The sequence below is a fragment of the Rhizobium sp. AN5 genome, assembly GCF_900215255.1.
Taxonomy (GTDB): Bacteria; Pseudomonadota; Alphaproteobacteria; order Rhizobiales; family Rhizobiaceae; genus Agrobacterium; species Agrobacterium tumefaciens.
Window position 1 is genome coordinate 1,311,007 of sequence record NZ_OCMJ01000004.1, and the last position, 23,547, is coordinate 1,334,553.

The 23,547-nt window shown below is 58.9% G+C and carries 22 protein-coding genes; 10 read left to right on the forward strand and 12 right to left on the reverse strand.

What is annotated here, in order from left to right:
* The first annotated feature begins 326 nt into the window (after nucleotides 1–326).
* The 3 genes from CRP02_RS18955 (at nucleotide 327) to CRP02_RS18965 (ending at nucleotide 4,465) form a co-directional block, all read left to right on the forward strand.
* Nucleotides 327–2,792 (forward strand): beta-mannosidase, encoded by a 2,466-nt coding sequence (locus CRP02_RS18955; protein ID WP_179784073.1) that lies wholly within the window; start codon nucleotides 327–329, stop codon nucleotides 2,790–2,792.
* A gap of 122 nt (nucleotides 2,793–2,914) precedes the next feature.
* On the forward strand, nucleotides 2,915–3,946 hold the full coding sequence (gene mgrA, locus CRP02_RS18960; RefSeq protein ID WP_097172006.1) for an L-glyceraldehyde 3-phosphate reductase: 1,032 nt from the start codon (nucleotides 2,915–2,917) through the stop codon (nucleotides 3,944–3,946).
* A gap of 192 nt (nucleotides 3,947–4,138) precedes the next feature.
* Complete coding sequence (locus CRP02_RS18965) at nucleotides 4,139–4,465, forward strand: RcnB family protein (protein ID WP_097172007.1); 327 nt, start codon at nucleotides 4,139–4,141, stop codon at nucleotides 4,463–4,465.
* 69 nt (nucleotides 4,466–4,534) lie between these two features.
* Here the strand turns inward: CRP02_RS18965 and gndA are convergent, their stop codons facing one another.
* From gndA to ccoG, 5 genes are all read right to left on the reverse strand, one after another.
* Nucleotides 4,535–5,965: an NADP-dependent phosphogluconate dehydrogenase gene (gndA, locus tag CRP02_RS18970; RefSeq protein ID WP_003515289.1), complete on the reverse strand. Its 1,431-nt coding sequence runs from the start codon at nucleotides 5,963–5,965 to the stop codon at nucleotides 4,535–4,537.
* Between the two features lie 159 nt (nucleotides 5,966–6,124).
* Complete coding sequence (gene ccoS / locus CRP02_RS18975; RefSeq protein WP_003502794.1) at nucleotides 6,125–6,283, reverse strand: cbb3-type cytochrome oxidase assembly protein CcoS; 159 nt, start codon at nucleotides 6,281–6,283, stop codon at nucleotides 6,125–6,127.
* Complete coding sequence (locus CRP02_RS18980; RefSeq protein WP_097172008.1) at nucleotides 6,280–8,571, reverse strand: cation-translocating P-type ATPase; 2,292 nt, start codon at nucleotides 8,569–8,571, stop codon at nucleotides 6,280–6,282. Before CRP02_RS18980 ends, ccoS begins: the two co-directional genes overlap by 4 nt.
* A complete protein-coding gene (locus CRP02_RS18985; RefSeq protein ID WP_097172009.1) occupies nucleotides 8,568–9,068 on the reverse strand; it encodes a FixH family protein in 501 nt (166 codons plus the stop codon). Before CRP02_RS18985 ends, CRP02_RS18980 begins: the two co-directional genes overlap by 4 nt.
* The gene (gene ccoG, locus CRP02_RS18990) at nucleotides 9,065–10,648 is read right to left on the reverse strand and encodes a cytochrome c oxidase accessory protein CcoG (protein WP_097172010.1); all 1,584 of its coding nucleotides are present in this window, start codon (nucleotides 10,646–10,648) and stop codon (nucleotides 9,065–9,067) included. Before ccoG ends, CRP02_RS18985 begins: the two co-directional genes overlap by 4 nt.
* A 120-nt stretch (nucleotides 10,649–10,768) precedes the next feature.
* Between ccoG and CRP02_RS18995 the strand changes: the two genes are divergently transcribed.
* A complete protein-coding gene (locus CRP02_RS18995; RefSeq protein WP_097102621.1) occupies nucleotides 10,769–11,173 on the forward strand; it encodes an SRPBCC family protein in 405 nt (134 codons plus the stop codon).
* Between the two features lie 11 nt (nucleotides 11,174–11,184).
* On the forward strand, nucleotides 11,185–11,541 hold the full coding sequence (locus CRP02_RS19000; RefSeq protein ID WP_038492817.1) for a VOC family protein: 357 nt from the start codon (nucleotides 11,185–11,187) through the stop codon (nucleotides 11,539–11,541).
* A gap of 47 nt (nucleotides 11,542–11,588) precedes the next feature.
* On the opposite strand, the gene ccoP is transcribed toward CRP02_RS19000, so the two are convergent.
* The 5 genes from ccoP to cobU all read right to left on the reverse strand — a co-directional run bounded on the left by ccoP (nucleotide 11,589) and on the right by cobU (nucleotide 15,751).
* Nucleotides 11,589–12,452: a cytochrome-c oxidase, cbb3-type subunit III gene (gene ccoP / locus CRP02_RS19005; RefSeq protein WP_097172011.1), complete on the reverse strand. Its 864-nt coding sequence runs from the start codon at nucleotides 12,450–12,452 to the stop codon at nucleotides 11,589–11,591.
* A gap of 3 nt (nucleotides 12,453–12,455) precedes the next feature.
* Nucleotides 12,456–12,608 carry a CcoQ/FixQ family Cbb3-type cytochrome c oxidase assembly chaperone gene (locus CRP02_RS19010; protein WP_003502810.1) on the reverse strand — a complete coding sequence of 51 codons (153 nt, stop codon included), beginning with the start codon at nucleotides 12,606–12,608 and terminating at the stop codon, nucleotides 12,456–12,458.
* A 12-nt stretch (nucleotides 12,609–12,620) separates the two neighbouring features.
* Entirely contained in the window at nucleotides 12,621–13,352 is a 732-nt protein-coding gene (gene ccoO / locus CRP02_RS19015; protein WP_003515307.1) for a cytochrome-c oxidase, cbb3-type subunit II, read from the reverse strand.
* A 10-nt stretch (nucleotides 13,353–13,362) separates the two neighbouring features.
* A complete protein-coding gene (gene ccoN / locus CRP02_RS19020; RefSeq protein WP_097172012.1) occupies nucleotides 13,363–14,985 on the reverse strand; it encodes a cytochrome-c oxidase, cbb3-type subunit I in 1,623 nt (540 codons plus the stop codon).
* Nucleotides 14,986–15,229: 244 nt separating this feature from the next.
* The gene (cobU, locus tag CRP02_RS19025; RefSeq protein ID WP_097172013.1) at nucleotides 15,230–15,751 is read right to left on the reverse strand and encodes a bifunctional adenosylcobinamide kinase/adenosylcobinamide-phosphate guanylyltransferase; all 522 of its coding nucleotides are present in this window, start codon (nucleotides 15,749–15,751) and stop codon (nucleotides 15,230–15,232) included.
* 506 nt (nucleotides 15,752–16,257) lie between these two features.
* On the opposite strand from cobU, the gene CRP02_RS19030 reads away from it, so the two are divergent.
* Nucleotides 16,258–16,950 (forward strand): DUF599 domain-containing protein, encoded by a 693-nt coding sequence (locus CRP02_RS19030; protein WP_013636176.1) that lies wholly within the window; start codon nucleotides 16,258–16,260, stop codon nucleotides 16,948–16,950.
* A 69-nt stretch (nucleotides 16,951–17,019) separates the two neighbouring features.
* A complete protein-coding gene (locus CRP02_RS19035; protein WP_097172014.1) occupies nucleotides 17,020–17,985 on the forward strand; it encodes a heparan-alpha-glucosaminide N-acetyltransferase in 966 nt (321 codons plus the stop codon).
* A 159-nt stretch (nucleotides 17,986–18,144) separates the two neighbouring features.
* On the opposite strand, the gene CRP02_RS19040 is transcribed toward CRP02_RS19035, so the two are convergent.
* Nucleotides 18,145–18,531, reverse strand: coding sequence for a MerR family transcriptional regulator (locus CRP02_RS19040; RefSeq protein ID WP_003515319.1), 387 nt, complete (start codon nucleotides 18,529–18,531; stop codon nucleotides 18,145–18,147).
* An 85-nt stretch (nucleotides 18,532–18,616) separates the two neighbouring features.
* The gene (mgtE, locus tag CRP02_RS19045; RefSeq protein ID WP_013636179.1) at nucleotides 18,617–20,044 is read right to left on the reverse strand and encodes a magnesium transporter; all 1,428 of its coding nucleotides are present in this window, start codon (nucleotides 20,042–20,044) and stop codon (nucleotides 18,617–18,619) included.
* Between the two features lie 369 nt (nucleotides 20,045–20,413).
* Here mgtE and CRP02_RS19050 point away from each other — a divergent pair, with 369 nt between their 5' ends.
* From CRP02_RS19050 to CRP02_RS19060, 3 genes are read left to right on the forward strand one after another with little or no spacing between them, the layout of a single operon-like run.
* A complete protein-coding gene (locus tag CRP02_RS19050; RefSeq protein WP_097172015.1) occupies nucleotides 20,414–22,717 on the forward strand; it encodes an FdhF/YdeP family oxidoreductase in 2,304 nt (767 codons plus the stop codon).
* A 13-nt stretch (nucleotides 22,718–22,730) separates the two neighbouring features.
* Nucleotides 22,731–23,033 carry a hypothetical protein gene (locus CRP02_RS19055; protein ID WP_097102636.1) on the forward strand — a complete coding sequence of 101 codons (303 nt, stop codon included), beginning with the start codon at nucleotides 22,731–22,733 and terminating at the stop codon, nucleotides 23,031–23,033.
* A 17-nt stretch (nucleotides 23,034–23,050) separates the two neighbouring features.
* A complete protein-coding gene (locus tag CRP02_RS19060) occupies nucleotides 23,051–23,545 on the forward strand; it encodes a peptide deformylase (protein ID WP_097172016.1) in 495 nt (164 codons plus the stop codon).
* The last annotated feature ends 2 nt before the right edge of the window (nucleotides 23,546–23,547 follow it).

Here is a 23,547-nt window from a genome sequence, read left to right on the forward strand (position 1 = left end):
CTCGCGAAACTTCCGCTCAAGAGAGAAACAATGCCAAGAAAATAGATTAAATAATAACAATAATTATTTGATATTTAAAAATAAAAACAAATAAATATCAAGGCACCCGTACCCGTGGTTTTCCAATCGTACTAACGGGCATTTTTCGCGCATGAAGTTTCACTCCGAAGACATGACGGAACGATTGTTTTACGGTAACGTTGCCGGAGGGAGGAGATTGCCGAGCTGAGCGAGCCGGATAACGGCCGGCTGGCGGGCATGCATCTTCCCCAGATTCCGACACAAGCCTGCATCATAATGCCGGCTTATCCTATTTGAATTTGTCCATGCAGGGTCCCATCATGATTTCTTCCTCCACGCCCGAAACCGTCATCGATCTGGCCGGGCTCTGGCGCCTGACCTCGGTGGAAGGAGACCATGCGACCGACCTTACCGTGCCGGGAGACGTTCACAGCGCACTCAAAAATGCGGGCATCATTCCCGACCCCTATCACGGTGCCAATGAAAATGCCGTTCAATGGGTCGCGCATCGGGACTGGATCATCGAGCGGACCTTCATCCTCGATGACGCCGATGCCAGCTGGTATCTCGATATCGATTATCTCGATACCGTCGCGATCGTCTTCGTCAACGATGTCCCGGTCTTGAGTTCGGACAATTGCTTCCGACGTTACCGTCCCGATGTGTCTCGCGCCGTGCGGCCCGGTGAAAACACCATTCGTATCCATTTCCACTCCAACATCGCAGCCGGTGCGGAACGGCAGGCGCGGCAACCTTTTTACATTCCCTATCATGAGGGGAATTCGCCGATTGCCAACGGCAACATGTTGCGCAAGCCACAGTGCCATTTCGGCTGGGACTGGAATATCGCGATTGCGCCGCTCGGCCTTTATGGCAAAATCCTGCTGAAGCGCCTCGATACGGCACGGGTCGAACACGTCGTCACCTCACAACATCATGTCGAGGGAGGCGTGGAGCTGCATGTGGCAATCACGCTGTTTGCCGAAGGTCCGGCGAGCCTTCCGCTCTACCTTTCCCTCAACGATGAAAGGCTGCGGCTTGATTGCGGCGTGGGTGCGGGTGAGACGGTGGTGCGCCACGTTTTCTTCGTGGAAGACCCCGCGCTCTGGTGGCCGGCGGGCAGCGGCGAACAGACGCTCTACACGTTGACCGTGGATTTGCCGGATGAAAACGTCATCCGCAGGATCGGCTTCAGGACCATTGAACTTCTGACGGACAAGGATGAGGCCGGAAGCCGATTTGCCTTCCGCATCAACGGCCGGGAAATCTTCTGCCGTGGCGCCAACTGGATTCCATCCGATGCGCTTTATTCGCTGACCAGCCGCGAAAAAACCGAAGACCTTCTGTGTTCGGCCGTCGAGGCCAATATGAACATGATCCGCGTCTGGGGCGGCGGGTTTTACGAGGAAGACTGGTTCTACGATCTCTGTGACCGTCTCGGTCTTCTGGTCTGGCAGGATTTCATGTTCGCCTGCAACCTTTACCCCTGCAGCGAAGACTTTCTCGACAATGTCGAACACGAGGTCGACTATCAGGTAAAACGCCTGTCCTCCCATCCGTCCATCGCGCTCTGGTGCGGCGACAACGAATTGGTGGGTGCCCTCACCTGGTTCGAGGAGCCCCGCAACAACCGCGACCGTTATCTCGTGGCTTACGACCGCCTCAACCGCACCATCGAAAAAGCGCTGAGAAAAGCCGCCCCCGAAGCACTCTGGTGGCCCTCCAGCCCGGCTTCAGGCTATCTCGATTATGGTGACGCGTGGCATGCGGATGGTTCCGGCGACATGCATTACTGGTCCGTCTGGCACGAAAACAAGTCGTTCGACAATTACCGCTCGGTCAAGCCGCGCTTCTGCTCCGAATTCGGTTTTCAGTCCTACACCTCCATGCCTGTCATCCGCACCTATGCGGAAGAGAAAGACATGAACATCGCCTCCCCGGTGATCGAACTGCACCAGAAGAATGTCGGCGGCAATGAGCGCATCGCGGGCACCATGTTCCGATATTTCCGCTTTCCGAAGGATTTCCAAAATTTCGTGTATCTGAGCCAGGTGCAGCAGGCGCTGGCCATCCGCACCGCGGTCGACTACTGGCGCTCGCTGAAACCCCATTGCATGGGCACACTCTACTGGCAGCTCAACGATACCTGGCCGGTTGCCTCATGGTCGAGCCTGGATTACGGCGGCGGCTGGAAGGCCCTGCATTATGCCGCCCGCCGGTTCTTCCAGCCGGTCGCGGTTTCCGCCATTCCCTCGGAAGACGGACGCCGGTTAAGTTTCTCCATGGTCAACGACACGGCGGAAGATGTCGAGATCGACATGAATATTGTCGCCCTCACCATGGAGGGCAACCGCGTGCCGCTGAAATCCGCCAACGGCACGTGCGGTACGGACAAGGCGGCGACGCTGACCGAAATCGACATGGACAGTCTGCCTGATGGCTCCATTCTTGCCTGGAACTTCATAGCATCCAACGGCATGACAGGCGAAGGCCATCATGTGCGCGACACCTACAAGTCTCTGGAGCTCCAGCCCGCCGGACTGACGTTCTCCGTCGGCACATTGAAAAACGGCCAGCTCGAAATCGATGTCACCGCAGCAGGTCTTGCCCTCTTCGTCATGCTGGAGGCCGATCAGCCCGGACGTTATTCCGACAATCTGTTCGATCTCGCAGCGGGCGAAACACGCCGGATCATCTTCACCCCGAAGGCGGGTAGCGGGCAGCCGCAGTTCCGTATCTTCGATCTTTATACCTGCCAATCCTCGCATTGAAACCAAGCGGCGAAAGGCTTAACCATCCTTAGCGGAACGGCAGGCAACGTTGCGCCTGCCCTCATCTTTCAAAGGTTTGCCGGCTTCCCGGCAACCATTCATCAGCAAGTGGAGGAAGACCCATGGTTTGGCAACCGGCCGAAAACCGATACACATCCATGAAATACAATCATTGCGGAAAGACTGGCCTGAAGCTGCCGGCGATCTCGCTCGGGCTGTGGCACAATTTCGGCAACGACACGCCGCACCAGACCAAACAGGCCATTTGCCGCCGCGCCTTCGACCTCGGCATTACCCATTTCGATCTCGCCAATAATTACGGCCCACCGCCTGGCAGCGCCGAAACCGCCTTCGGCGAAATCCTGAAGACGGATTTTAGAGGCTACCGCGATGAAATGATCATCTCGTCCAAGGCGGGCTACAACATGTGGCCCGGTCCTTACGGCGAATGGGGCAGCCGCAAATATCTGATATCGTCCTGCGACCAGAGCCTGAAGCGCATGGGGCTGGACTACGTCGATATCTTCTACTCCCACCGTTTCGATCCCAACACGCCGCTTGAGGAAACCTGCGGCGCGCTGGACCAGATCGTGCGCTCGGGCAAGGCGCTTTACGTCGGCATCTCGTCCTACAACTCGAAGCGCACCCGTGAGGCCGCCGCGATCCTGAAAGATCTCGGCACGCCCTGCATCATCCACCAGCCGAGCTATTCCATGATCAATCGCTGGATCGAGGAAGACGGTCTGGTCGATACGCTGGAAGATCTTGGCATCGGCTCCATCGTCTTTTCGCCGCTGGCGCAGGGCATGCTGACGACGAAATATCTGGGTGGGGTGCCTGATGGCAGCCGTGCATCGCAGAGCAAGTCACTCAACCCGGCCTTCCTCAACGAGCGCAACGTCGAAAACATCCGCGCGCTCAATCGCATTGCCGAGCGGCGTGGCCAGACGCTCGCGCAGATGGCCATCGCCTGGGTGCTGCGCGGTGGTCGCATCACGTCGGCGCTCATCGGTGCGAGCCGTGTTGAACAAGTCGAGGATTGCGTGAAGGCGCTCGACAATGCCGATTTCTCCGCAGAGGAGCTTGCGGAAATCGACGGTTACGCGAAGGACGCGGATATCAACCTCTGGGCAAAATCCGCCGAACGCGTTTGATGCTTGAAACAGGCCGCCCGGTTTCCACCGGGCGGCCTGATCGATGCAAAAACTGGACTGAAATCTCCAACAGAAAGATTAACGTCCGCGTCTAACCATTAACAACCATTACATAAATTTAATTTTAAATTCAGTTTCCGTTCATTCGTTTATTCGTAAGTTCTCCTTATCGAAACACGAGAGGAAACATTCATGAAAAAGTTCGTCACCATTCTTCTGGCCGCCACTGTTATTGCTGCTCCAATGGCCCAGGCACAAAGCCGCCACGACGATCGTCATCGCGGCGTAACCGTCGAGCGTCACACCACCACCAAAAAGGTCATCGTCAAGAAGCACCGTTGGGATCGCGGTCAGCGCCTCTCGGCGGCAGAGCGTCGTCATTTCGTCGACCGCCGCGACTATCGCCGTTACCGTCTGGCAGAACCGCGTCGCGACCAGCGCTGGGTACGCGTCGACAACCAGTTCCTGCTCATCAACGCCGTCACTGGCCTGATCGTCGGCCTTTCTGCGGCACGCTAAGTAAAATCGACGGATGAAATGAAAAAGGCCCGCTTGCGCGGGCCTTTTGTCGTTTATCGTTATAGCCGATCAGAAAATGTCGGCGCCGCTGCCCCACGGGCCATGCGGCTTGTCGACACCGTCGGTGCGTTCGAAGCCATGCGCGCCGAAGAAGTCGCGCTGCGCCTGGATAAGGTTCGCGCTGCCGCGGGCGCGACGATAGGCGTCGAAGTAACCAAGCGCGGAAGCGAGCGCCGAAACCGGCAAACCAGAGAGAACCGCGTAGGAAACGACACGGCGCAGGGCGGCGTCGGTGTCCTTGACGATGCCGGAGAAGGCAGGCGTCACGATAAGGTTGGCCACATGCGGATCCTTGGTGAAGGCCGAGGTGATCTCATCGAGGAATTCCGAGCGGATGATGCAGCCGGCGCGCCAGATGCGGGCGATCGTCGGCATCGGCAGGTTCCAGTTGAACTCCTTCGATGCTGCCGACATGACGGCAAAGCCCTGTGCGTAAGCACCGACCTTGGCGGCCAGAAGCGCGCTTTCCAGATCGGCGATAAAGGCCTTTTTGTCAGCGGGTGCAGCTGCAACGGTCGGCAGGCCGAAGATCTTCTCGGCAGCTTCGCGCTCGTCCTTCTGAGACGACAGGATACGGGCAGCCACGGCGGCCTCGATGGCAGTTGCGGCGACGCCCATGTTCTGCGCCTCGATAACCGACCACTTGCCTGTGCCCTTCTGGCCGGCCTTGTCAAGGATCAGATCGACCATTGGCTTGCCGGTGATCGGATCGGCGGCGCGCAGAACCTTCTCGGTAATTTCGATCAGATAAGAGTTGAGACGGCCCTTGTTCCATTCACCGAATACATCGGCGATTTCAGACGCACTCATCTTCAGGCCGTCACGCAGGATGCCGTAGATTTCGGCGATCATCTGCATGTCGGCATATTCGATGCCGTTATGGATCGTCTTGACGAAATGACCGGCACCGTCGTTGCCGAGCCATGCCACGCACGGATCGTCATTATACTTGGCGGAAATCGAGGTCAGAACCTTCTCGACGCGCTTCCAGCTATCTTCGGTGCCGCCGACCATGATCGACGGTCCGTGACGCGCACCTTCTTCACCGCCGGATACGCCCATGCCGATAAAGGTCAGGCCGCTATCCTTCAGATTGTCGAAACGGCGGATCGTATCGCGGAAATTCGCATTGCCGGCGTCGATCATGATGTCGCCGTTCGAGAGATGCGGCTTCAGGATTTCCATCTGCTGGTCAACCGGATCGCCGGCCTTGATCATGATGATGATCGGGCGCGGAGGACGAATGGCGGCGACGAATTCCTCGATGGTTTCGCAAGGGATCAACTGCCCCTGCAAGTCCCCAGCCTCGGCGTAGAATTTTTTCGTCGCTTCAGGGGTTCGGTTGAATACGGCAATCTTGTTGCCCTTTTCCGCGATGTTCAACGCCAGGTTCGAGCCCATGACGCCGAGACCGATCAAACCGATTTCTGCCTGTTCCACGGATGTGCCTCCATCTTGCTTTTAGGTGGTCGTGTTGTGGCACTGTAATGAACAAACGGCAAGGCTAGGGGCGACTGAAACGATTAAATTTTGATGACGCAAATCAGCTTTGCATATTTGCGACAGGTCGGGGGAAGGTCGTAACCAATGCCGCCTCCCCTAGGAACGTCGTGGCCGGTCGTCGCCATCGTCCAGCGCCCGCCAGGCAGCGCCGTCCATATCCTCATATTGCCCTGAGCGCACCGACCAGAGGAAGGCGAAAAGCCCGAGCGCTCCGAGAAACAGGGCGACGGGGATGAGATAGATCAACATGTTCATGCCGGTTGCGCCCCCTCGCCCGCAAATCCGGTCGACACGCTCTGTTGCGCAGAAACGGCTTCAGCCGTTCCGGCAAGACGCAGCGCATTGGCAACAACGATGAGCGACGATGTCGACATGGCGATGGCCGCGATCATCGGCGTCGCATAACCGGCAATCGCAATCGGCACGGCAATGACATTGTAGCCGATGGCAAGCGCGAAGTTCTGCCGGATAAGCCGTCCGGCCCGCCGCGATGTCTCGATGGCGACAGGAACGGCATCCAGATTCTCGTGCATGAACACGAAGTCGGCGGCCTGCCGGCCGATATCGGCGGCGGTTGCCGGTGCCATGGAAACATGTGCTGCGGCCAGCGCCGGCGCATCATTGATGCCGTCGCCCACCATCAGAACCTTGCGTCCCTCGCCTGCCAGCGCCGCACAGCGCCCCGCCTTGTCTTTCGGCGACAGGTCCGCGTTCCATTTGGCAATGCCCAGACGCTGCGCCATGGCCTTCACGGCAGGCACCCGGTCGCCGGACAGGATTTCCAGCACCAATCCTCGCGTAGAAAGGCCGCGCAGTGCCTGTACGGCGCCAGGACGCGGATTGTCCTCGAAACCGAAACTCGCCAGATACCCGCCGTCAAGCGAAAGCAACACTTCCGACCGCGCGTCGCCGTTTTCCATTTGAGATTCATCCGGGCAGGCAAAACGGCGGTTGCCAAGCCGGTAGGTTCCCGCCGGCGTGAGAGCCTCAACACCGGAGCCGGGAATTTCACGCACCGCTTCGTAGACCGGTAAAATTCCGCCATAGGCTGCATGCAGGGCTTTGGACAGCGGATGGCGTGAATGGGCGGCAAGGCCAGCCGCAATCGCCATGGCGGCGGGGTTCACATCGCCGGTTTCCACCAGTCGCGGCTTCCCGACCGTCAGGGTGCCTGTCTTGTCGAACAGCACGGTGTCGATTTCGGCCAGTCGCTCCATCGCCGAGCCTTCCTTGACCATGATGCCATGACGAAAGAGCCGGCCTGCCGCCACCACCTGCACCACCGGAACAGCAAGGCCAAGCGCACATGGGCAGGTGATGATGAGAACCGCAATCGCGATCAGCATCGCCTGCTTCCAGTCGCCGCCCAAAACGCCCCAACCGAGAAAGGTCATGAGAGCAAGAAGATGTACGACGGGCGAATAATAGCTCGCGGCACGGTCGGCGATCCGCCGATAGCGCGCCCGCCCCCCTTCCGCCGCCTCCATCAGCCCGATCACTTCCGCGAGAAACGAATCCTTTGCCGATGCGGTCACCCGCGCGGCGAACGAACCGGTGAGATTGAGCGTGCCTGCCTGAAGCAGATCACCTGCCTCCACCCGACGCGGCGCGCTTTCGCCGTTGACGATGGACATGTCGAGATCGCTGCTTCCGCTAATGACCATCGCATCCACCGCCACGCGGTCACCGGCAGCAATCGCAATCGTCATGCCGGGTAGCACATCGCCAAGCGAGCGATATTCCCGCGTTCCGTCCTCACCGATAACGGTTGCGCCGCGTGGTGAAAGCCGGGCCAGGCCCGCAATGGCCGAGCGCGCCCTGTCACGCATGATATGGTCAAGCGTGCGGCCGATCAGCAGGAAGAACAGCAGCGACACGGTCGCGTCAAACCACGCATGTTCGCCATGATGAATCGTCTCCCACAGCGAGATTGCGTAGGATAGCGTGATGGCGAGCGCGATCGGCACATCCATATTGGTGCGCCCGTGCTTCAGCGCATTCCAGGCCGACTGATAGAAGAACCGGCCGCCATAGATCAGCGCCGGCGCGGCAATCATCGCCGAAATCCAGTGGAACATGTCACGCGTCGCGGCATCGGCCCCGGACCAGACGGACACGGATAGCAGCATGATATTGGCGGAAGCAAAGCCGCAGAGCGCCACCGCCCTGATCAGTTGCGAGCGCAACACGTCCGAAGCATCCTGTCCGCTCGCGAAAAGATGCGTCCGGTATCCGGTTGCAAGGATTGCGCGGGCAAGTTCGGCGGGATCTGTCCGGATGCCATCGACATCCTCTTTCCAGACAATCGCCACCCGTTTGGAGGACAGGTTCACGCGCGCCTGCTCCACCTGGCGGAGACGGCGCAGCGCGGTTTCGATGGTGGTGATGCAGGCGCCGCAATAAACGCCGGGCACGCTGAGATCTGTCTGGCGCAGCCCCTGCCCCAGATCGCGGCTTGCCAGCATCAGCTCCTCTGATGATGGTGGGTTGACCGGTTCGCCGAGTTGAAGCGACCCTTCCGTTCCCGGTGCACAACAGCTCATTGACGCCCCCTGATCACCGCGATCCGCGTGCCCTCATGCACGATGATCCTGCCGTCTTTTACGGCAGTGACCTCAACGATCCATTGGCCGGGCAGCATGTCATGCGGGCCGGTGAAGACCCCGGTAGACACCGGGGTCAGCTCCATGTCGAAATTCTGGTGCTCGCCGACCGGCCGGCGAAAACGCGCCGTTACCGAATCCGTATCCACAGGGCCGGCATCTGGATGAAACACCTCGTAGCGCACGGTCTTATCATCTACCACGAGCCTGCCCTTGATGCCGGTCGCGGCCCTTGCCTTGGCGGCCTCGGCCTTGGCGTTGAACTGCTGGCTGGCAACATAGGTATTGGGCACCACCAGCCCGCTCCAGCTGGTGACAGCGTTCCAAGCCATCACCATGTTGACGGTGATGACGATGCCGAAAAACATCACCATAACACCCAGCATATGCCAGCCGGTGAAAATGAAACCGGACGTCTGGCGATTGGTCGTTGTCATTTTTTCACTCCCGGAGCGTTGAAGACGGCGTCGTAACGGGCCGTCTCATGGCCGCCCGTATCGCTGACGATGAATTCGAAATTTTCAGCAGCCCGCGCGACGTGCCTGCCCGGCAGGGTGACGAAGACCTTCAGCGTTGTCGCCTCGTCCGGTTCCACCATCACCTCGAAGCTGCGCGAGGCTGCATCCGGCACGCCGTTTATTTTCATCACCGCACTCGGAATTCCCTCTATCGTCAGGCTCATTATGCGCGGTTGCGGCACCATGTTGAGGATGCGAACGGTATAGCCGTTGCGGATGGACCCGTTCGATTCGAGCACATATTGCGGATTGCGGTCGTGCAGCACGTTCAGAGCCAGCCGCTCGCGCGTCACCAGAGCCAACAGCAAGCCGATGCCGACTGCACCCCATATTGCCGTGTAAAGAAGCGTGCGCGGGCGAAAGACGATGCGCCAGTCGAAATGGCGAATGCTGTTTTTGAACCCGCCGTCCTCGTTGCGCACATTCGCAGGCCGGATTGCGTGCTGGCCGTTGCCGGTCGCAAGCGCCATGTTGGACTGGTATTCGGACAGCGTCGCATAGGCGATCAGCCCGCGTGGCTTACCAATCTTGTCCATCACCCCATCGCAGGCATCGATACAGAGCGCGCAGGTGATACATTCCAGCTGCTGCCCGTCCCTGATGTCGATGCCCATGGGACAGACTGCGACACAAGCATTGCAATCGACGCAATCGCCGACGCTCTCCCCTGTCGCCGCAGCCTTTTTGGCGTGCCTCGTGCGAGGTTCACCGCGCCAGTCATTATAGGTCACGACCAGCGAGTTCTCATCCAGCATCGCCGCCTGAATGCGCGGCCAGGGACACATATAGGTACAGACCTGTTCCCGCATCAGCCCGCCGAAAACATAGGTCGTGGCGGTGAGGATCGCGACTGTCGTATAGGCGATCATCGGTGCCTGCCCCGTCATGAACTCCCTCGCCAGCGTCGGTGCATCGGCAAAATAGAAGATCCATGCGCCGCCGGTCAGCACGCCGATCACCAGCCAGATTGCGTGTTTCATCACCCGCTTGCGCAACTTGCCGAACGTGAAAGGTGCTGCATCGAGCTTCATGCGGGCATTCCTGTCACCCTCGATCGCCCGCTCGACGACCAGAAACAGGTCCACCCAGACGGTCTGCGGACAGGTATAGCCACACCATGCGCGTCCCACGGCGGAGGTGATGAGAAACAACCCCAGGCCCGCCATGACCAGCAATCCCGCGACGAAAAAGAACTCCTGCGGCCAGATTTCGATGAAGAAGAAATAAAAGCGCCGGTTGGCAATATCGATCAGCACCGCCTGGTCGGGCGCATAGGGTCCCCTGTCCCAGCGCAGAAACGGCGTCAGATAATAAATACCGAGCGTGACAAGCATGACCAGCCACTTGAACCGCCGGAACCGGCCCTCCGCGCGCTTCGGGAAAATTTTCTTGCGCGCTTCATAAAGGGGTTTACGCGTTTTTGCGGAATTGACAGCTTCCGCCTCCAGCCTTTCGACGGGCTGTTGCGGGCGGTCCTGTCCGACGGGATAGATGTTCATGATTGCAGTCCGTTTTTATCTCCTTGCTTTCTCCCATCTCACCGGCGAAACATCCTTGACTTACATCAAGCGCGGACAAAGTGGCGCAGCCTGCGGCCTGCATTAAACAGGGAGGATGAGATGCCAGTCATGCAGTCGAAAATCATTCATCTGTCGGTGGAAAAACCATGGAGCCATGTCTTTGATTTCGCCTCCGACCCGCAAAACATGCCGCGCTGGGCCGCCGGTCTAGCAGGCGGTCTTAAACCAGACGGCGAGGACTGGATCGCCGATGGCGGCCCGCTGGGTGAGGTCCGCGTCAATTTCGCGCCCTTAAACGAATTCGGCGTGATAGACCATGTCGTGACATTGCCGGATGGAATGAAGGTCTATAACGCGCTGCGGGTAACACCGAATGGCAGCGGTGCCGAAGTCAGCTTTACCCTGCTTCGCCTGCCGGACATGACGGACGAGGATTTCGAACGGGATGCGGAGATGGTCCGGGTCGATCTGGAAACACTGAAGTCGCTGCTCGAAACGGATTGAAGGATAAAACGATGACCACGAATACGAATGACCGGCGCATAGACTATGTCGAATTCAACGTCGCCGATATCGAGCGCAGCAAGGAATTTTACGGCGGCGCTTTCGGCTGGTCCTTTAAGGATTACGGCCCGCAATATTGCGAGTTTTCCGATGGCCGGCTGACCGGCGGTTTCACCACCACGGCACCCGTCTCGGCCAAGGGTGGACCGCTTGTCATTCTTTACGCCGCCGATATCGAGAATGCGCACCGGCGCGTCGAGGCAGCCGGCGGGCAGATCAGCGTCGCCATATTCACCTTTCCCGGCGGACGCCGTTTTCACTTCACCGATCCGGATGGATACGAACTGGCCGTCTGGTCTGATCGATAAGAAAAGGGCCGCATTAAGCGGCCCTTTCCATTTGTTGGCTGTGACGTTCACTCGCCACCGCCCAGCGAGTGGACGAAGATCGCAAGCTGCTTGACCGTGGTATCACCAAGCCGTTCACCCCAGGCGGGCATGACCCCGTGTTTCGGCGACCGTATCTGCGCAACGATCCCCTGCTCGCCACTGGCCTTCAGCCAGATCGCGTCGGCCAGGTTGGGCGCGCCGAACTCGCGGTTGCCCTTGGCGTTCTCACCGTGGCACGAGGCGCAATTGTCGGCGAAAATCTGTTTACCGGGTTCTACGAGTGACGGGTTGGAAGGCGTTCCGGTCAGGCTGACGACATAGGCGGCGACCTCGCGGATTTCCTCGGACTTGAGGATATCGCCGAAGGCCGGCATTTCCGACAGGCGCGTATCGGGATCGTCGGCAAAACGAATGCCGTGCTTTACCGTCGTATAGATATCCTCGACGCTGCCTCCCCACATCCAGTCATCGTCGTTGAGGTTGGGGTATCCCTGCCCGCCTTCCGCACCCGAACCGTGACACTGGATGCAATTGACCTTGAAGGCGGCGGCACCGCCGGAAAGGGCAAATTGCCTTAGCGCCGGATCGGCCTCAATCTCGGCGAGCGGGGAACTGGCGATTCGGTCGGAGTAGACGCTCTGCGCCTGTTTGGCGTCCGCCAAATCGGCGGCGATCTCGGAACGGCTGCTCCAGCCGAGCAACCCTTGCGTTGCGCCATTGATCAGCGGCCATGCCGGATAGGCGATGGTGTAGCCGATGGCCCAGAGGATCGTGAAGTAGAAGGTCCAGACCCACCAGCGCGGCATCGGATTGTTCAGCTCGCGAATACCGTCCCATTCATGGCCGGTGGTTTCGACGCCGCTGATGTCATCAATGTGTTTTTCGGACATATCCTAGTCCTCCTTAAGCGGAATGCTGGCGGCGTCGTCCGCAGCTTTTTTCGATCCGGGACGAAGGGTGAAAACGACGACGCCGGCGAAGAACAGGGTCATGGCAAGCAGGCCCCAGCTATCGGCGAAGTGGCGCATGGCCGTGTAGGTTTCCATCGTGTCGCCTCCTCACCGATATCCGGCGGCATCGTCATAGGTCGAGAAATCGACCAGCGTGCCGAGCATCTGCAGATAGGCAACCAGCGCATCCATTTCGGTAAGCTTGGCTGGATCGCCATCGAAATCGCCGACTTTCGCCTTCGGGTAACGCGCCAGAAGCTCGGTCGTATCGGCGTTCGGATCGGCCTGCGCGTGAAGATCAGCCGCTGATTTCTCGATCATCTCGTCGCTATAGGGCACGCCAACGGCGCGGTTAGCCTTCAGCTCCATCGAGATATCCGTGATCTTCAGCGGCGTGGTCTTGAGGAACGCATAGGACGGCATGATCGATTCCGGCACGACGGAGCGCGGATCGGCCAGATGCTGCACGTGCCATTCATTCGAATAGCGGTCGCCCACGCGTGCGAGGTCCGGCCCCGTGCGCTTGGAACCCCACTGGAACGGGTGGTCGTACATGGATTCCGCCGCCAGACTGTAATGACCGTAACGCTCCACCTCGTCGCGGAACGGCCGGATCATCTGGCTGTGGCAGACATAACATCCCTCACGGATGTAGATGTTGCGCCCGGCCAGTTCCAGCGGCGAGTAGGGCCGCATGCCCTCCACCTTCTCGATGGTGTTTTCGAGATAGAAAAGCGGCGCTATTTCCACGATACCACCGATTGAGACGACGAGCAGCGAACCGACCAGAAGCAGAGTGGCGTTGCGTTCGATGACACCGTGTTTGTCGAGTATGGACATCGGCCTCTCCTTATTCAGCGGGCTGCAGCGAAGGTGCAGCGTCATTGCGGACGCCCTCCTCGCGTTGATGACCGAGGATGGTCATCGTGACGTTGTAGGCCATGATCAGCGCGCCACTGAGGAACATCAGGCCGCCCAGCGCACGCATCACGTAATAGGGGAACAGCGCTGCGACCGATTCCGCGAAGGAATAGACGAGGAAGCCCTGGGTATCGTATTCGCGCCACATCAAGGCCTGCTGGATGCCGGCCACCCACATCACGGCGGCGTAGATGACGATACCGATCGTGGCGAGCCAGAAATGCCAGTTGACCAGTTGCAGGCTGTAGAGGCGATCCCTGCCCCACAGTTTCGGCGTCAGATAATAGATGGCACCGAAGGTGATCATGCCGTTCCAGCCGAGAGCGCCGGAATGCACGTGGCCGATGGTCCAGTCGGTATAGTGGCTGAGCGAGTTGACGGCCTTGATCGACATCATCGGACCTTCGAAGGTCGCCATGCCGTAGAAGGCCACCGCCATCACCATCATGCGCACGATGGGGTCTGTACGGATCTTGTCCCAGGCGCCCGATAGCGTCATCAGGCCGTTGATCATGCCACCCCAGGACGGCATCCACAGCATGATCGAGAACACCATGCCGAGCGTCTGCGCCCAGTCCGGCAGCGCCGTATAGTGCAGATGGTGCGGACCGGCCCAAATATACATGAAGATCAATGCCCAGAAGTGGATGATCGACAGGCGGTAGGAATAGACCGGGCGGTTCACCTGCTTGGGAATGAAATAATACATCATGCCGAGGAAGCCGGCGGTGAGGAAAAAGCCGACGGCGTTATGGCCGTACCACCATTGCGTCAGCGCATCCTGCACGCCCGAGAAAGCGGAGTAGCTCTTGACGCCGAGGAACGACACCGGAATGGCGAGGTTGTTGACGATATGCAGCATGGCGATCGTCACGATGAAGCTCAGATAGAACCAGTTTGCCACATAGATATGCGGTTCCTTGCGCGTCAGGATGGTGCCGAGAAATGCGAGGAGATAGGCAACCCAGACGATCGTCAGCCAGATATCGACATACCATTCCGGCTCGGCGTATTCGCGGCCCTGGGTGATACCAAGCAGATAACCGGTGGCAGCCATGACGATGAAGAGGTTGTAGCCCCAGAACACGAACCAGCCGAGATTGCCGCCGAACAGGCGTGCGCGACAGGTTCTCTGCACCACGTAAAATGACGTGGCAATCAGCGCATTTCCCCCGAAAGCGAAGATCACCGCGGAGGTGTGCAGCGGCCGCATCCGGCCGAAATTGAAATAGGGCGCGATGTTGAGATCGGGAAAGGCAAGCTGAAGCGCCACCACGACCCCGACCAGAAACCCAACCACGCCCCAGAACACAGTAGCGACGACGCCGTATTTCACGACCTCATCGAAATATTCGGATTTCAGCCGGGCGCGCGCGGCCTGATCGACAGGCGCGAAAGAAACACGGCGCAGCAGAAGCACCGTGCTGACCAGAAGCGTAGAGAACAGCACCCACATATGGGCGGCGAAAAGACTGTCGTGAGCGAAAGCAGCCCCGAGCAGCGCGAGAAAGGCCCCAAGGGCCACGATCGCGGTTTCTAACGTGTAATTCATTGTTGGTTTCCCCCAACGTGCAAGCAGACCGACGAAAGGCTTGGCGCGCGCTTTACGAAGCGGAAACGGGCCTTTGCGTCGGTTGGAGCATTGCCACCGGCGTGGGGAAGCCACCTTGATCCAGATCAAGAAAGAGAAGCTGTCGCAGCACCGGCAAAACCGAGCCAGGATTTGGCGATAAGAAGTACGTAGAAACTGAAACAACGGACGCCGACGCGCGACACCGGCTTTTACAGGGCTTGCGTCAGCCCTTCATTTTCAGCGGCAGCCCGGCTGCGACGAAATAGACTTCGTCGACGGTGGCCGCGACGCGCTGGTGTAACCTTCCGGCGTGATCGCGGAATTCGCGCGCCATGCGGTTTTCCGGCACGATGCCGAGGCCGACCTCGTTAGAGACGAGAATCAGTTTCGCCTTGGTGGACGCGATTGCCGCCGCCAGCGTGGCGAACGCCGTCTCGATATCGGCGTTCTCCATCATCAGATTGGTGAGCCACAATGTCAGACAGTCGATCAGGATGACATTGTCCGGCGCATCCAGCCGCGCGAGCACGGCAGCGATATCAACGGGCGCCTCGTGTGTCGTCCACTCCTCGCCGCGCCGGGCCTGATGATGGTCGATGCGATCGCGCATCTCGTCATCCCATGCCCGGCCGGTGGCCAGATAATGCAGGCGCCCGTCGGCTTTGCCCGCAAGGTCCTCGGCAAAACGGGACTTGCCGGAGCGCGCGCCGCCTAGAATGAAAACGGAGCGGTTTTTATCTGTCATGAAGAACCTGGAAGAAAAGAATAAGACGGACCGGCATCATTGCGGTGTCGCAAGCCAGAGACAGCCGTACATGAAGGGAACGATTCGTAGAAAAAGGCGTCCCCCGGTTATTCACGCCGGACTGCCGATGATACCGGGTCGGAGACGACAAAACCTGCCCGCACGATGCGGGACATATGACAGCCTTGGCAACTCCGGATGCCGGAAACACCGGTCCTGACAAAAAGCTAGGTGCGAACGGTCATTCTGTCAATCGACGAGCGGTGTCGGCGAAAAATCAAGCGGAACCGGTACGCAAAACCTTGACCCGGAACCGGCAGACCTTTCCGTCCGCGACGGGATTGATAAAGCCACTTGGTTACCGGAACGTTAGCAGAAAACGAAATGAAGAAGCTGCAACGCGGCGGGAGAATATTTGCCCATGGAGGCCGCTGCCATTGCCTTGCCATGGCCTTCAAATCAATATGGCCGCGAAGATTCGCAAACAGCAAGGTGACCTGCCCGTGATGACCGTCATGGACTATATCTCGATCGTCGTTTTTATCGTGTTATGGGCCACCTATACCCACCTCACGACGGGAACGACGCTGTTTTCGCGAACCAGCCTTAATCAGGCCATGGCGGAGCGCCGGCGCGACTGGATTTACAATTCTCTCAAACGCGACCTGAAGATGATCGACACGCAGATCATGGCAGGTTTGCAAAATGGTACCGCTTTTTTCGCGTCCACCTCGATCTTTGCCATCGGCGGCTGCTTTGCTCTTCTGGGGGCGACAGATCGGGTCGAAACCGTGTTTCGCGACCTGCCCTTCGTGCAGTATGCCGGGCGCACGGCCTTCGAACTGAAGGTCATGGGGCTAACCTGCCTTTTCGGCTACTCGTTTTTCAAGTTCGGCTGGTCCTACCGCCTGTTCAATTATTGCACGATCCTGTTTGGTGCCATCCCCATGGTCCATGATGTCAACGCGGATCGCGACGCTGCCGAGCGTGCTGCTGAAAACGTCATAAAGATGAACATCATCGCTGCTAAGAACTTCAATGATGGGCTGCGGACGATCTTCCTGTCGATCGGTTATCTCGGCTGGTTCATCAGCCCCTATGTCTTCATCGCAAGCACGGTCATCATCATAGTGGCGCTGTTGCGCCGCCAGTTCTTCTCCGAGGCCCGCCGCGCCATCATGGACAGGCCCGGGCCTTGAAATAGCCTTACTTCACGGGCCAAGCCCTTGAGTAGACAACGGCTTCAGACAGCTGAAACAGCGGGAATTATGGAAACAGAAACAGCTGCAATCGACACCCGCCGCAAAGGCCGCATGGGCGGTCTCGATACACTGCGCGGGCTGGCGCTCATCGCCATGGCGTCTTACCACTTCACATGGAATCTGGAATATTTCGGCTATCTGGAGCCGGGTACGGCAACCACCGGCCTGTGGAAGCTTTATGCGCGTGCCATTGCAAGCTCGTTCCTGTTCCTCGCCGGTTTCAGCCTGTTTCTAGCCCATGGCAAAGCCATAAACTGGCCGTCCTTCGGCAAGCGTTTTGCAATGGTGGCGGGCTCGGCGCTACTCATCACCATCGCCACCTATGTCGCCTTTCCGGATAGCTTCATCTTTTTCGGCATCCTGCACAACATAGCTGCTGCAAGCCTTGTCGGGCTGCTATTCCTGCGGGCACCCCCGCTGGTGACGCTGCTTTTCGCGGCTCTTGCCTTTACGCTGCCGCACTACGTCCAGTCGGATTTTTTCAACAGCAAATGGCTGGCGTGGGTCGGTTTCTCCACCATGCCGCCGCGCTCGAACGATTATGTGCCGCTCTTGCCGTGGCTTGCGCCGTTTCTTGCAGGACTTGCGGTTTCGCAATTCGTCGCGCCTCGCAACTGGCTGGACCGTTTTCGCAACCCAAGCTCCCCCCGCAATCTGATAGCAACGGCGGGCCGTCACAGCCTTGCCTTTTACCTCATTCATCAGCCGGCGCTGATTGGCCTCGTCTACGCGGTATCACTTGTGGCACCGCCTCCCCCTGTCGACCAGGTGGAGCTCTACAAATCGAGTTGTGAAAAAAGCTGCGTCCAGCAGGCTAATGGGCAGGAATTATGCCAACGTTTCTGCGGCTGCACGCTTGAAAAGCTGCAGGCAGAAAGCCTGTTTGACATCATGATGGAAGGCAAGCTCAGCGCCGAGCAGCAGACGAAGGTCAGCGACGTGGCGCAACAGTGCACGGTTGAGGCGCAGTAAAGGACGACACACGCCCAGTCTACGCTCGGCGTCATCCTCGGGCTTGACCCGAGGATCTATCCACGTCGCGTAAAATCAAAAGTGTGACGGAGGGAGAGGTTTTCTTCTCCGCGGGAAATCTAGGGCCATCACGTCAAGCGCGACGGCGGGAAACCTGCATCAGGTCCCTACGCCGATTTCGGCAAGGCGCGTGAGGCAAGCCTCTTCGACATTGTCGAGTTCGGCCAGCGTCTCTTCGATGTCCTTGCGCTTTTGCCTGAGATCGGCGCGCTTCTCATCGACCTTCTTCATCAGAAGCACAAGCTGGCCTGATTCGCCCGGCGGCTCCTTGTAGACGTGAATGATCTCGCGAATTTCTGCGATCGTGAAACCGATACGGCGGCCGCGCAGGATTTCCTGAATGAGACGCCGGTCCGCAGACCTGAAAAGCCTCGTACGCCCGCGTCGCTCAGGGTGAATGAGGCCCTCATCCTCGTAAAATCGCAAGGTGCGGGTGGAAACACCGAATTCGCGCGTCAGTTCGGTTATGCTATAATACTTGTCCAAGGGCCTATCCGATTCATAACCGGACAATTATTATTTGACCTTCACGTAAAAGTCAATTTTTCCTGCCGCTTTCGCCTGTTCGGGCCTATCCCGAAATACCGTACCACCAGGTAGCGATGCCCAGAAACGAAAAAAAGCCAACAATGTCCGTTACCGCCGTCACGAAGACGGCAGAGGAAACGGCGGGGTCTGCCCCGAACCTGTCGAGAACCAGCGGAATGAGAATGCCTGCCAGCGCCGCCGCCAGCATGTTGAGACACATGGCTGCGGCAATGATGCCGCCGATATGGACATCCTGGAACCACACGCCTGCAACGATGCCGATGGCACAGCCGAACAACAGTCCGTTCAGGATGCCAACGCCCGCTTCACGCCTGATAATGCGGGCAGCGTTGTGAATATCGAGGCTCTTGGTAGCCAGCGCCCGCACGGACACGGTCATGGTCTGCGATCCGGCATTGCCGCCCATGCCGGCAACCGTCGGCATCAAAATCGCCAGCGCAATGATCTGCTGGATCGTCGCATCGAACAGGCTGATGACGGAGGCAGACAGAAAGGCGGTAAGGAGGTTGACCGCAAGCCACGGCACACGCGAGCGCGATGTGCTGGTGATGCTGTCAGACAGTTCTTCGTCGCCCACACCGCCAAGGCGCAGCAAATCCTCTTCGGCTTCTTCCTGAATGACGTCGACCACGTCATCGATGGTAAGCACGCCGACCAGACGGCCGTTATTGTCCACCACGGCGGCGGACAGAAGGTCGTATTGTTCGAAAAGCTGCGCCGCTTCTTCCTGGTCCATTTCGGCCGGAATGGAGTGGTTGGTCTCGTGCATGATCGTTTCGATCTTCACCTGACGCTTGGCGCGCAGCACCTTGTCAAGATCGAGAGCGCCGACAAGCTTGAACGTGGGGTCGATGACGAAGATCTGCGTAAAGGAATCCGGTAACTCCTCCTCCTCGCGCAGATAATCAATGGTCTGTCCCACGGTCCAGAACGGCGGCACGGCAACGAATTCCGTCTGCATGCGGCGGCCGGCAGAGCTTTCCGGATAATCCAGCGCCCGCATCAGCCGCACCCGTTCGGTGAACGGGAGTTGCGAGAGGATGTCCTCGCGGTCCTCGTCGTCGAGATCCTCGAGAATGTAGACGGCGTCGTCCGAATCCAGTTCGCCGATACCGGCAGCGATCTGCTCATTCGACATCTGGTCGACGATATCGAGACGGATGCCTTCATCCACCTCGGTCAGCGCCGTCATGTCAAAATCGGAACCCAGCAACCGCACGAGCGCGTGGCGCTGCTCCGGCATGATGGACTCCAGCACGTCGCCGAGTTCAGACTCATGCAGCCGCGCCACATTCTTGCGCAGGAAAAGCAGATCGCGGTCGGCAATCGCCGCCCCCACCATCGCCAGAAAGTCGGAGCGGACAGAGCCGTCCTCGGCGTAGATATCGGAGGGTGCTTCTGTCGGTTTCAACTCTTCGGGCGCGAGAAGATCGTCGTCACGGTCTGTCATCTGGCGTCCCCTTCTTTAAATGCCGCAGTGCACGAATTTGCAGGCAGAATGGCGTTAAAAAGTATATTGTCAACAACCGGATAGGTGAAAAACAACGGGCTTCGGAACTGCGACGAAAATGTCATGGACCGCCCTTTAGCAAGACCATGATTGAAGAGCGTAGCACTCCATGATGATGCAGCGGCAGACAGTGCACCTCAATCCGCACAACGCCCGGAAAGCCCTGCCGTTCCGTCGGAACCGGTAAGATAGAGATTGACATATGTCGCCCATAGACGATTCTGAAAGAGCTTTTTTTATATATGATTGGCCATTGCCAAACGGTAAGTACCCCGGGACGGCCAGGAAAATTTCAGGAAAATCACGACAATGAGCAAGACAGATTTCATCGGCAAGGCTTCCGCCGCCGCAGGTGGCTGGGGCGCGCTTAAAAGCGTTGGCAAACGGCTGATGGAATCCGGCGCGCCGATTTCCGGCGCACGCACGCTGCTGAAGGCAAACCAGCCGGATGGATTCGATTGCCCGGGCTGCGCATGGGGCGATCCGGAGCATGGCTCCTCCTTCGAATTCTGCGAAAACGGCGTCAAGGCGGTCGCATGGGAAGCGACGGAAGCCCGGGTGCCGCCCGATTTTTTTGCCACCCGCACCGTCTCCGAACTGCGCGGCTGGTCTGACTACGATCTGGAAAAACAGGGCCGCCTCACCCACCCGATGCGTTACGACCGGGCGAGCGACAAATATCTGCCGGTCTCCTGGGACGACGCCTTTGCCGAAATCGGCGGCGTTCTCAACGGCCTCGACAGCCCGGACCGGGCGGAATTCTACACATCCGGTCGCGCCTCCAACGAGGCAGCCTTCATCTATCAATTGATGGTGCGGCTTTACGGCACGAACAATTTTCCCGACTGCTCCAACATGTGCCACGAGGCAAGCGGTGTCGGCCTGAAAGCGTCGATCGGCGTCGGCAAGGGCACGGTGCTCCTGGAAGACTTCGAGCAGGCAGACGCGATCTTCGTAATCGGCCAAAATCCCGGCACGAACCACCCGCGCATGCTGGGCGACCTGCGCCGGGCAGCGCTTCGCGGCGCGAAAATCGTCGTCCTCAATCCGATCAAGGAAAAGGGGCTGGAGCGCTTCGCCGATCCGCAGGACAAGATCGAGATGATCACCGGCGGCAATACCAAGATCGCCACCAACTATTACCAGCCCCGGCAAGGCGGCGATATGGCGGTGGTGCGCGGCATGAGCAAGGCGATCTTTGCAGCCGACGATGCCGCAAGGATTGCCGGAGAATCTGCCATCATCGACTACGACTTCATCGCCGAACATGCGGTCGAGTTCGAGGCTTATCGTGATGCCGTTGAGGCGACCAGCTGGGAAAGCATTCTCGACCAGTCCGGCCTCACCCGCGCAGAAATCGAAGAAGCCGCCCGCATCTACATGAATGCCGGCTCCGTCATCGCCACCTGGGCCATGGGCGTCACCCAGCATCGCCACTCCGTCATCATGGTTCGCGAAATCACCAATTTCATGTTGCTGCGCGGTAATATCGGCCGCCCCGGTGCTGGTCTTTGCCCGGTGCGCGGCCATTCCAACGTTCAGGGTGACCGAACCGTCGGTATCGATGAAAAAGCGCCGCCGGCGCTGCTAGACGCACTGGAAAAAGAACTCGGCGTCGCCATGCCGCGCAAACCCGGCCACAACACCGTGGAGGCCGTAGCCGCCATGCTGGATGGCAAGGCGCAAACCTTCATCGCGCTCGGCGGCAACTTCATGCGGGCAACGCCCGACAGTCCGCTGATCGTCAAGGCTTTCGAAAATCAGAAGCTGACGGTCAATATCGCCACCAAGCTCAACCATTCGCATCTGGTGCCAGGCGAAATCTCCTTCGTGCTGCCCTGCCTTGGCCGAACGGAAATCGACCGTAATTCTGCGGGCAAGCCGCAGATCGTCACGGTCGAGGATTCCATGAGCATGGTGCATGGTTCCGGCGGCATCAATCCGCCAGCCTCGGAGGAACTGCGCTCCGAAGTCGCCATCGTTGCCGGCATTGCGCAAGCGACCCTTGGCAATGCGCAGGTCGACTGGAAAGCGCTTGCCGAGGATTACGATCTCATCCGAGACATGATCGAGCGGGTCATCCCCGGTTTCGACAATTTCAACCAACGCGTCCGCGTGCCGCGCGGTTTTCGCCTGCGCAACACGGCCTCCGAACGGGAATGGAACACGCCGGCAAAAAAGGCCGTCTTTTATAGCGGCCCGCTTCCCGAACAGACCGAGCATCAGCAGGCGCTCACGGGCGACAATCTTTTCGTGCTGCAGACATTCCGCAGCCACGATCAGTACAACACCACGATTTACGGCATGGATGACCGTTATCGCGGTGTTTATGGCGAACGTCAGGTCATCTTCATGAATCCTGCGGATATGGAGGCGCTGGGCGCCCACTCCCGCCAGCGCGTCGACGTCATCGGCGAATATGGCGATGGCATGGAGCGGATCGCCCAAAATTTCCGGTTGGTCCCCTACAATATTCCGCGCGGCAGTGTCGGCGGATATTATCCGGAACTGAACGTGCTGGTGCCGCTGTCAAGCTATGGCGAAGGCAGCTTCACGCCAACGTCGAAATCGGTACTCGTCTCCTTCCGCCTGCTTGCCGGTTCCGCCTCTTGAACAGGATGGCTTGATGGGTGAGGAACAATCTGCAGCGGCTTTCATGGCAGCGGTGGAGCAGATCGTGCAAGGACCGTCGCAGGCGCTTTCGGCCACGGGCGCGGCGATCCTTCTGGCCATCAATATGGATATCGCCACCGACAGCCGCAGCATCGCCAATCGGCTGGGGCTTGCGCATGCCCTCGTCCTGCGCGAAATCTCCGCCCTGTCACCGCGCTTTGTGCGGGTGACGAAACGCGACGCCCGCACCCAGCGCAGTTGGCTGGAGGTCACAGCGGAAGGACAAGCGCTTGCCGCACCATCCTCCCAAACCTGAAACGAACGGAGCATTCCTTGGCAATCAGGCCGATCCTGCCCTACCCCCATGCCGGTCTTTCCGAGATTTGCGCGCCGGTCACTGTTTTTGACGACCACCTGCAAAATCTGGTCACGGACCTGATCGACACCATGCGCGCCGCGCCCGGCGTCGGCATCACCGCGGCTCACATCGGTGTAAAACAGCGCGTCTTCGTGCTTGAGCTGACGCCGGGAACCGTGCTGACATACATCAATCCCCAAATCGTCAGTCACTCCGCGCAAACCGTGCGGCATGTGGAAGGTAGCGTCTCGATGCCGGGCTTCACCGAAGAGGTGGAACGCCCGTCTGACGTCGAGGTGAGGTTTGAGGACGTAGCGGGCGTGGAACATCGAAAGAGCGCCAAGGGATTTCACGCCATCTGCATCCAGCACGAGATCGACCAGCTGGATGGTGTGTTCTGGCTGAAGCGCCTGTCGAAGCTGAAACGCGACCGGCTGGTGAAGAAATGGGAAAAATCCCGAAAGCCGTGACG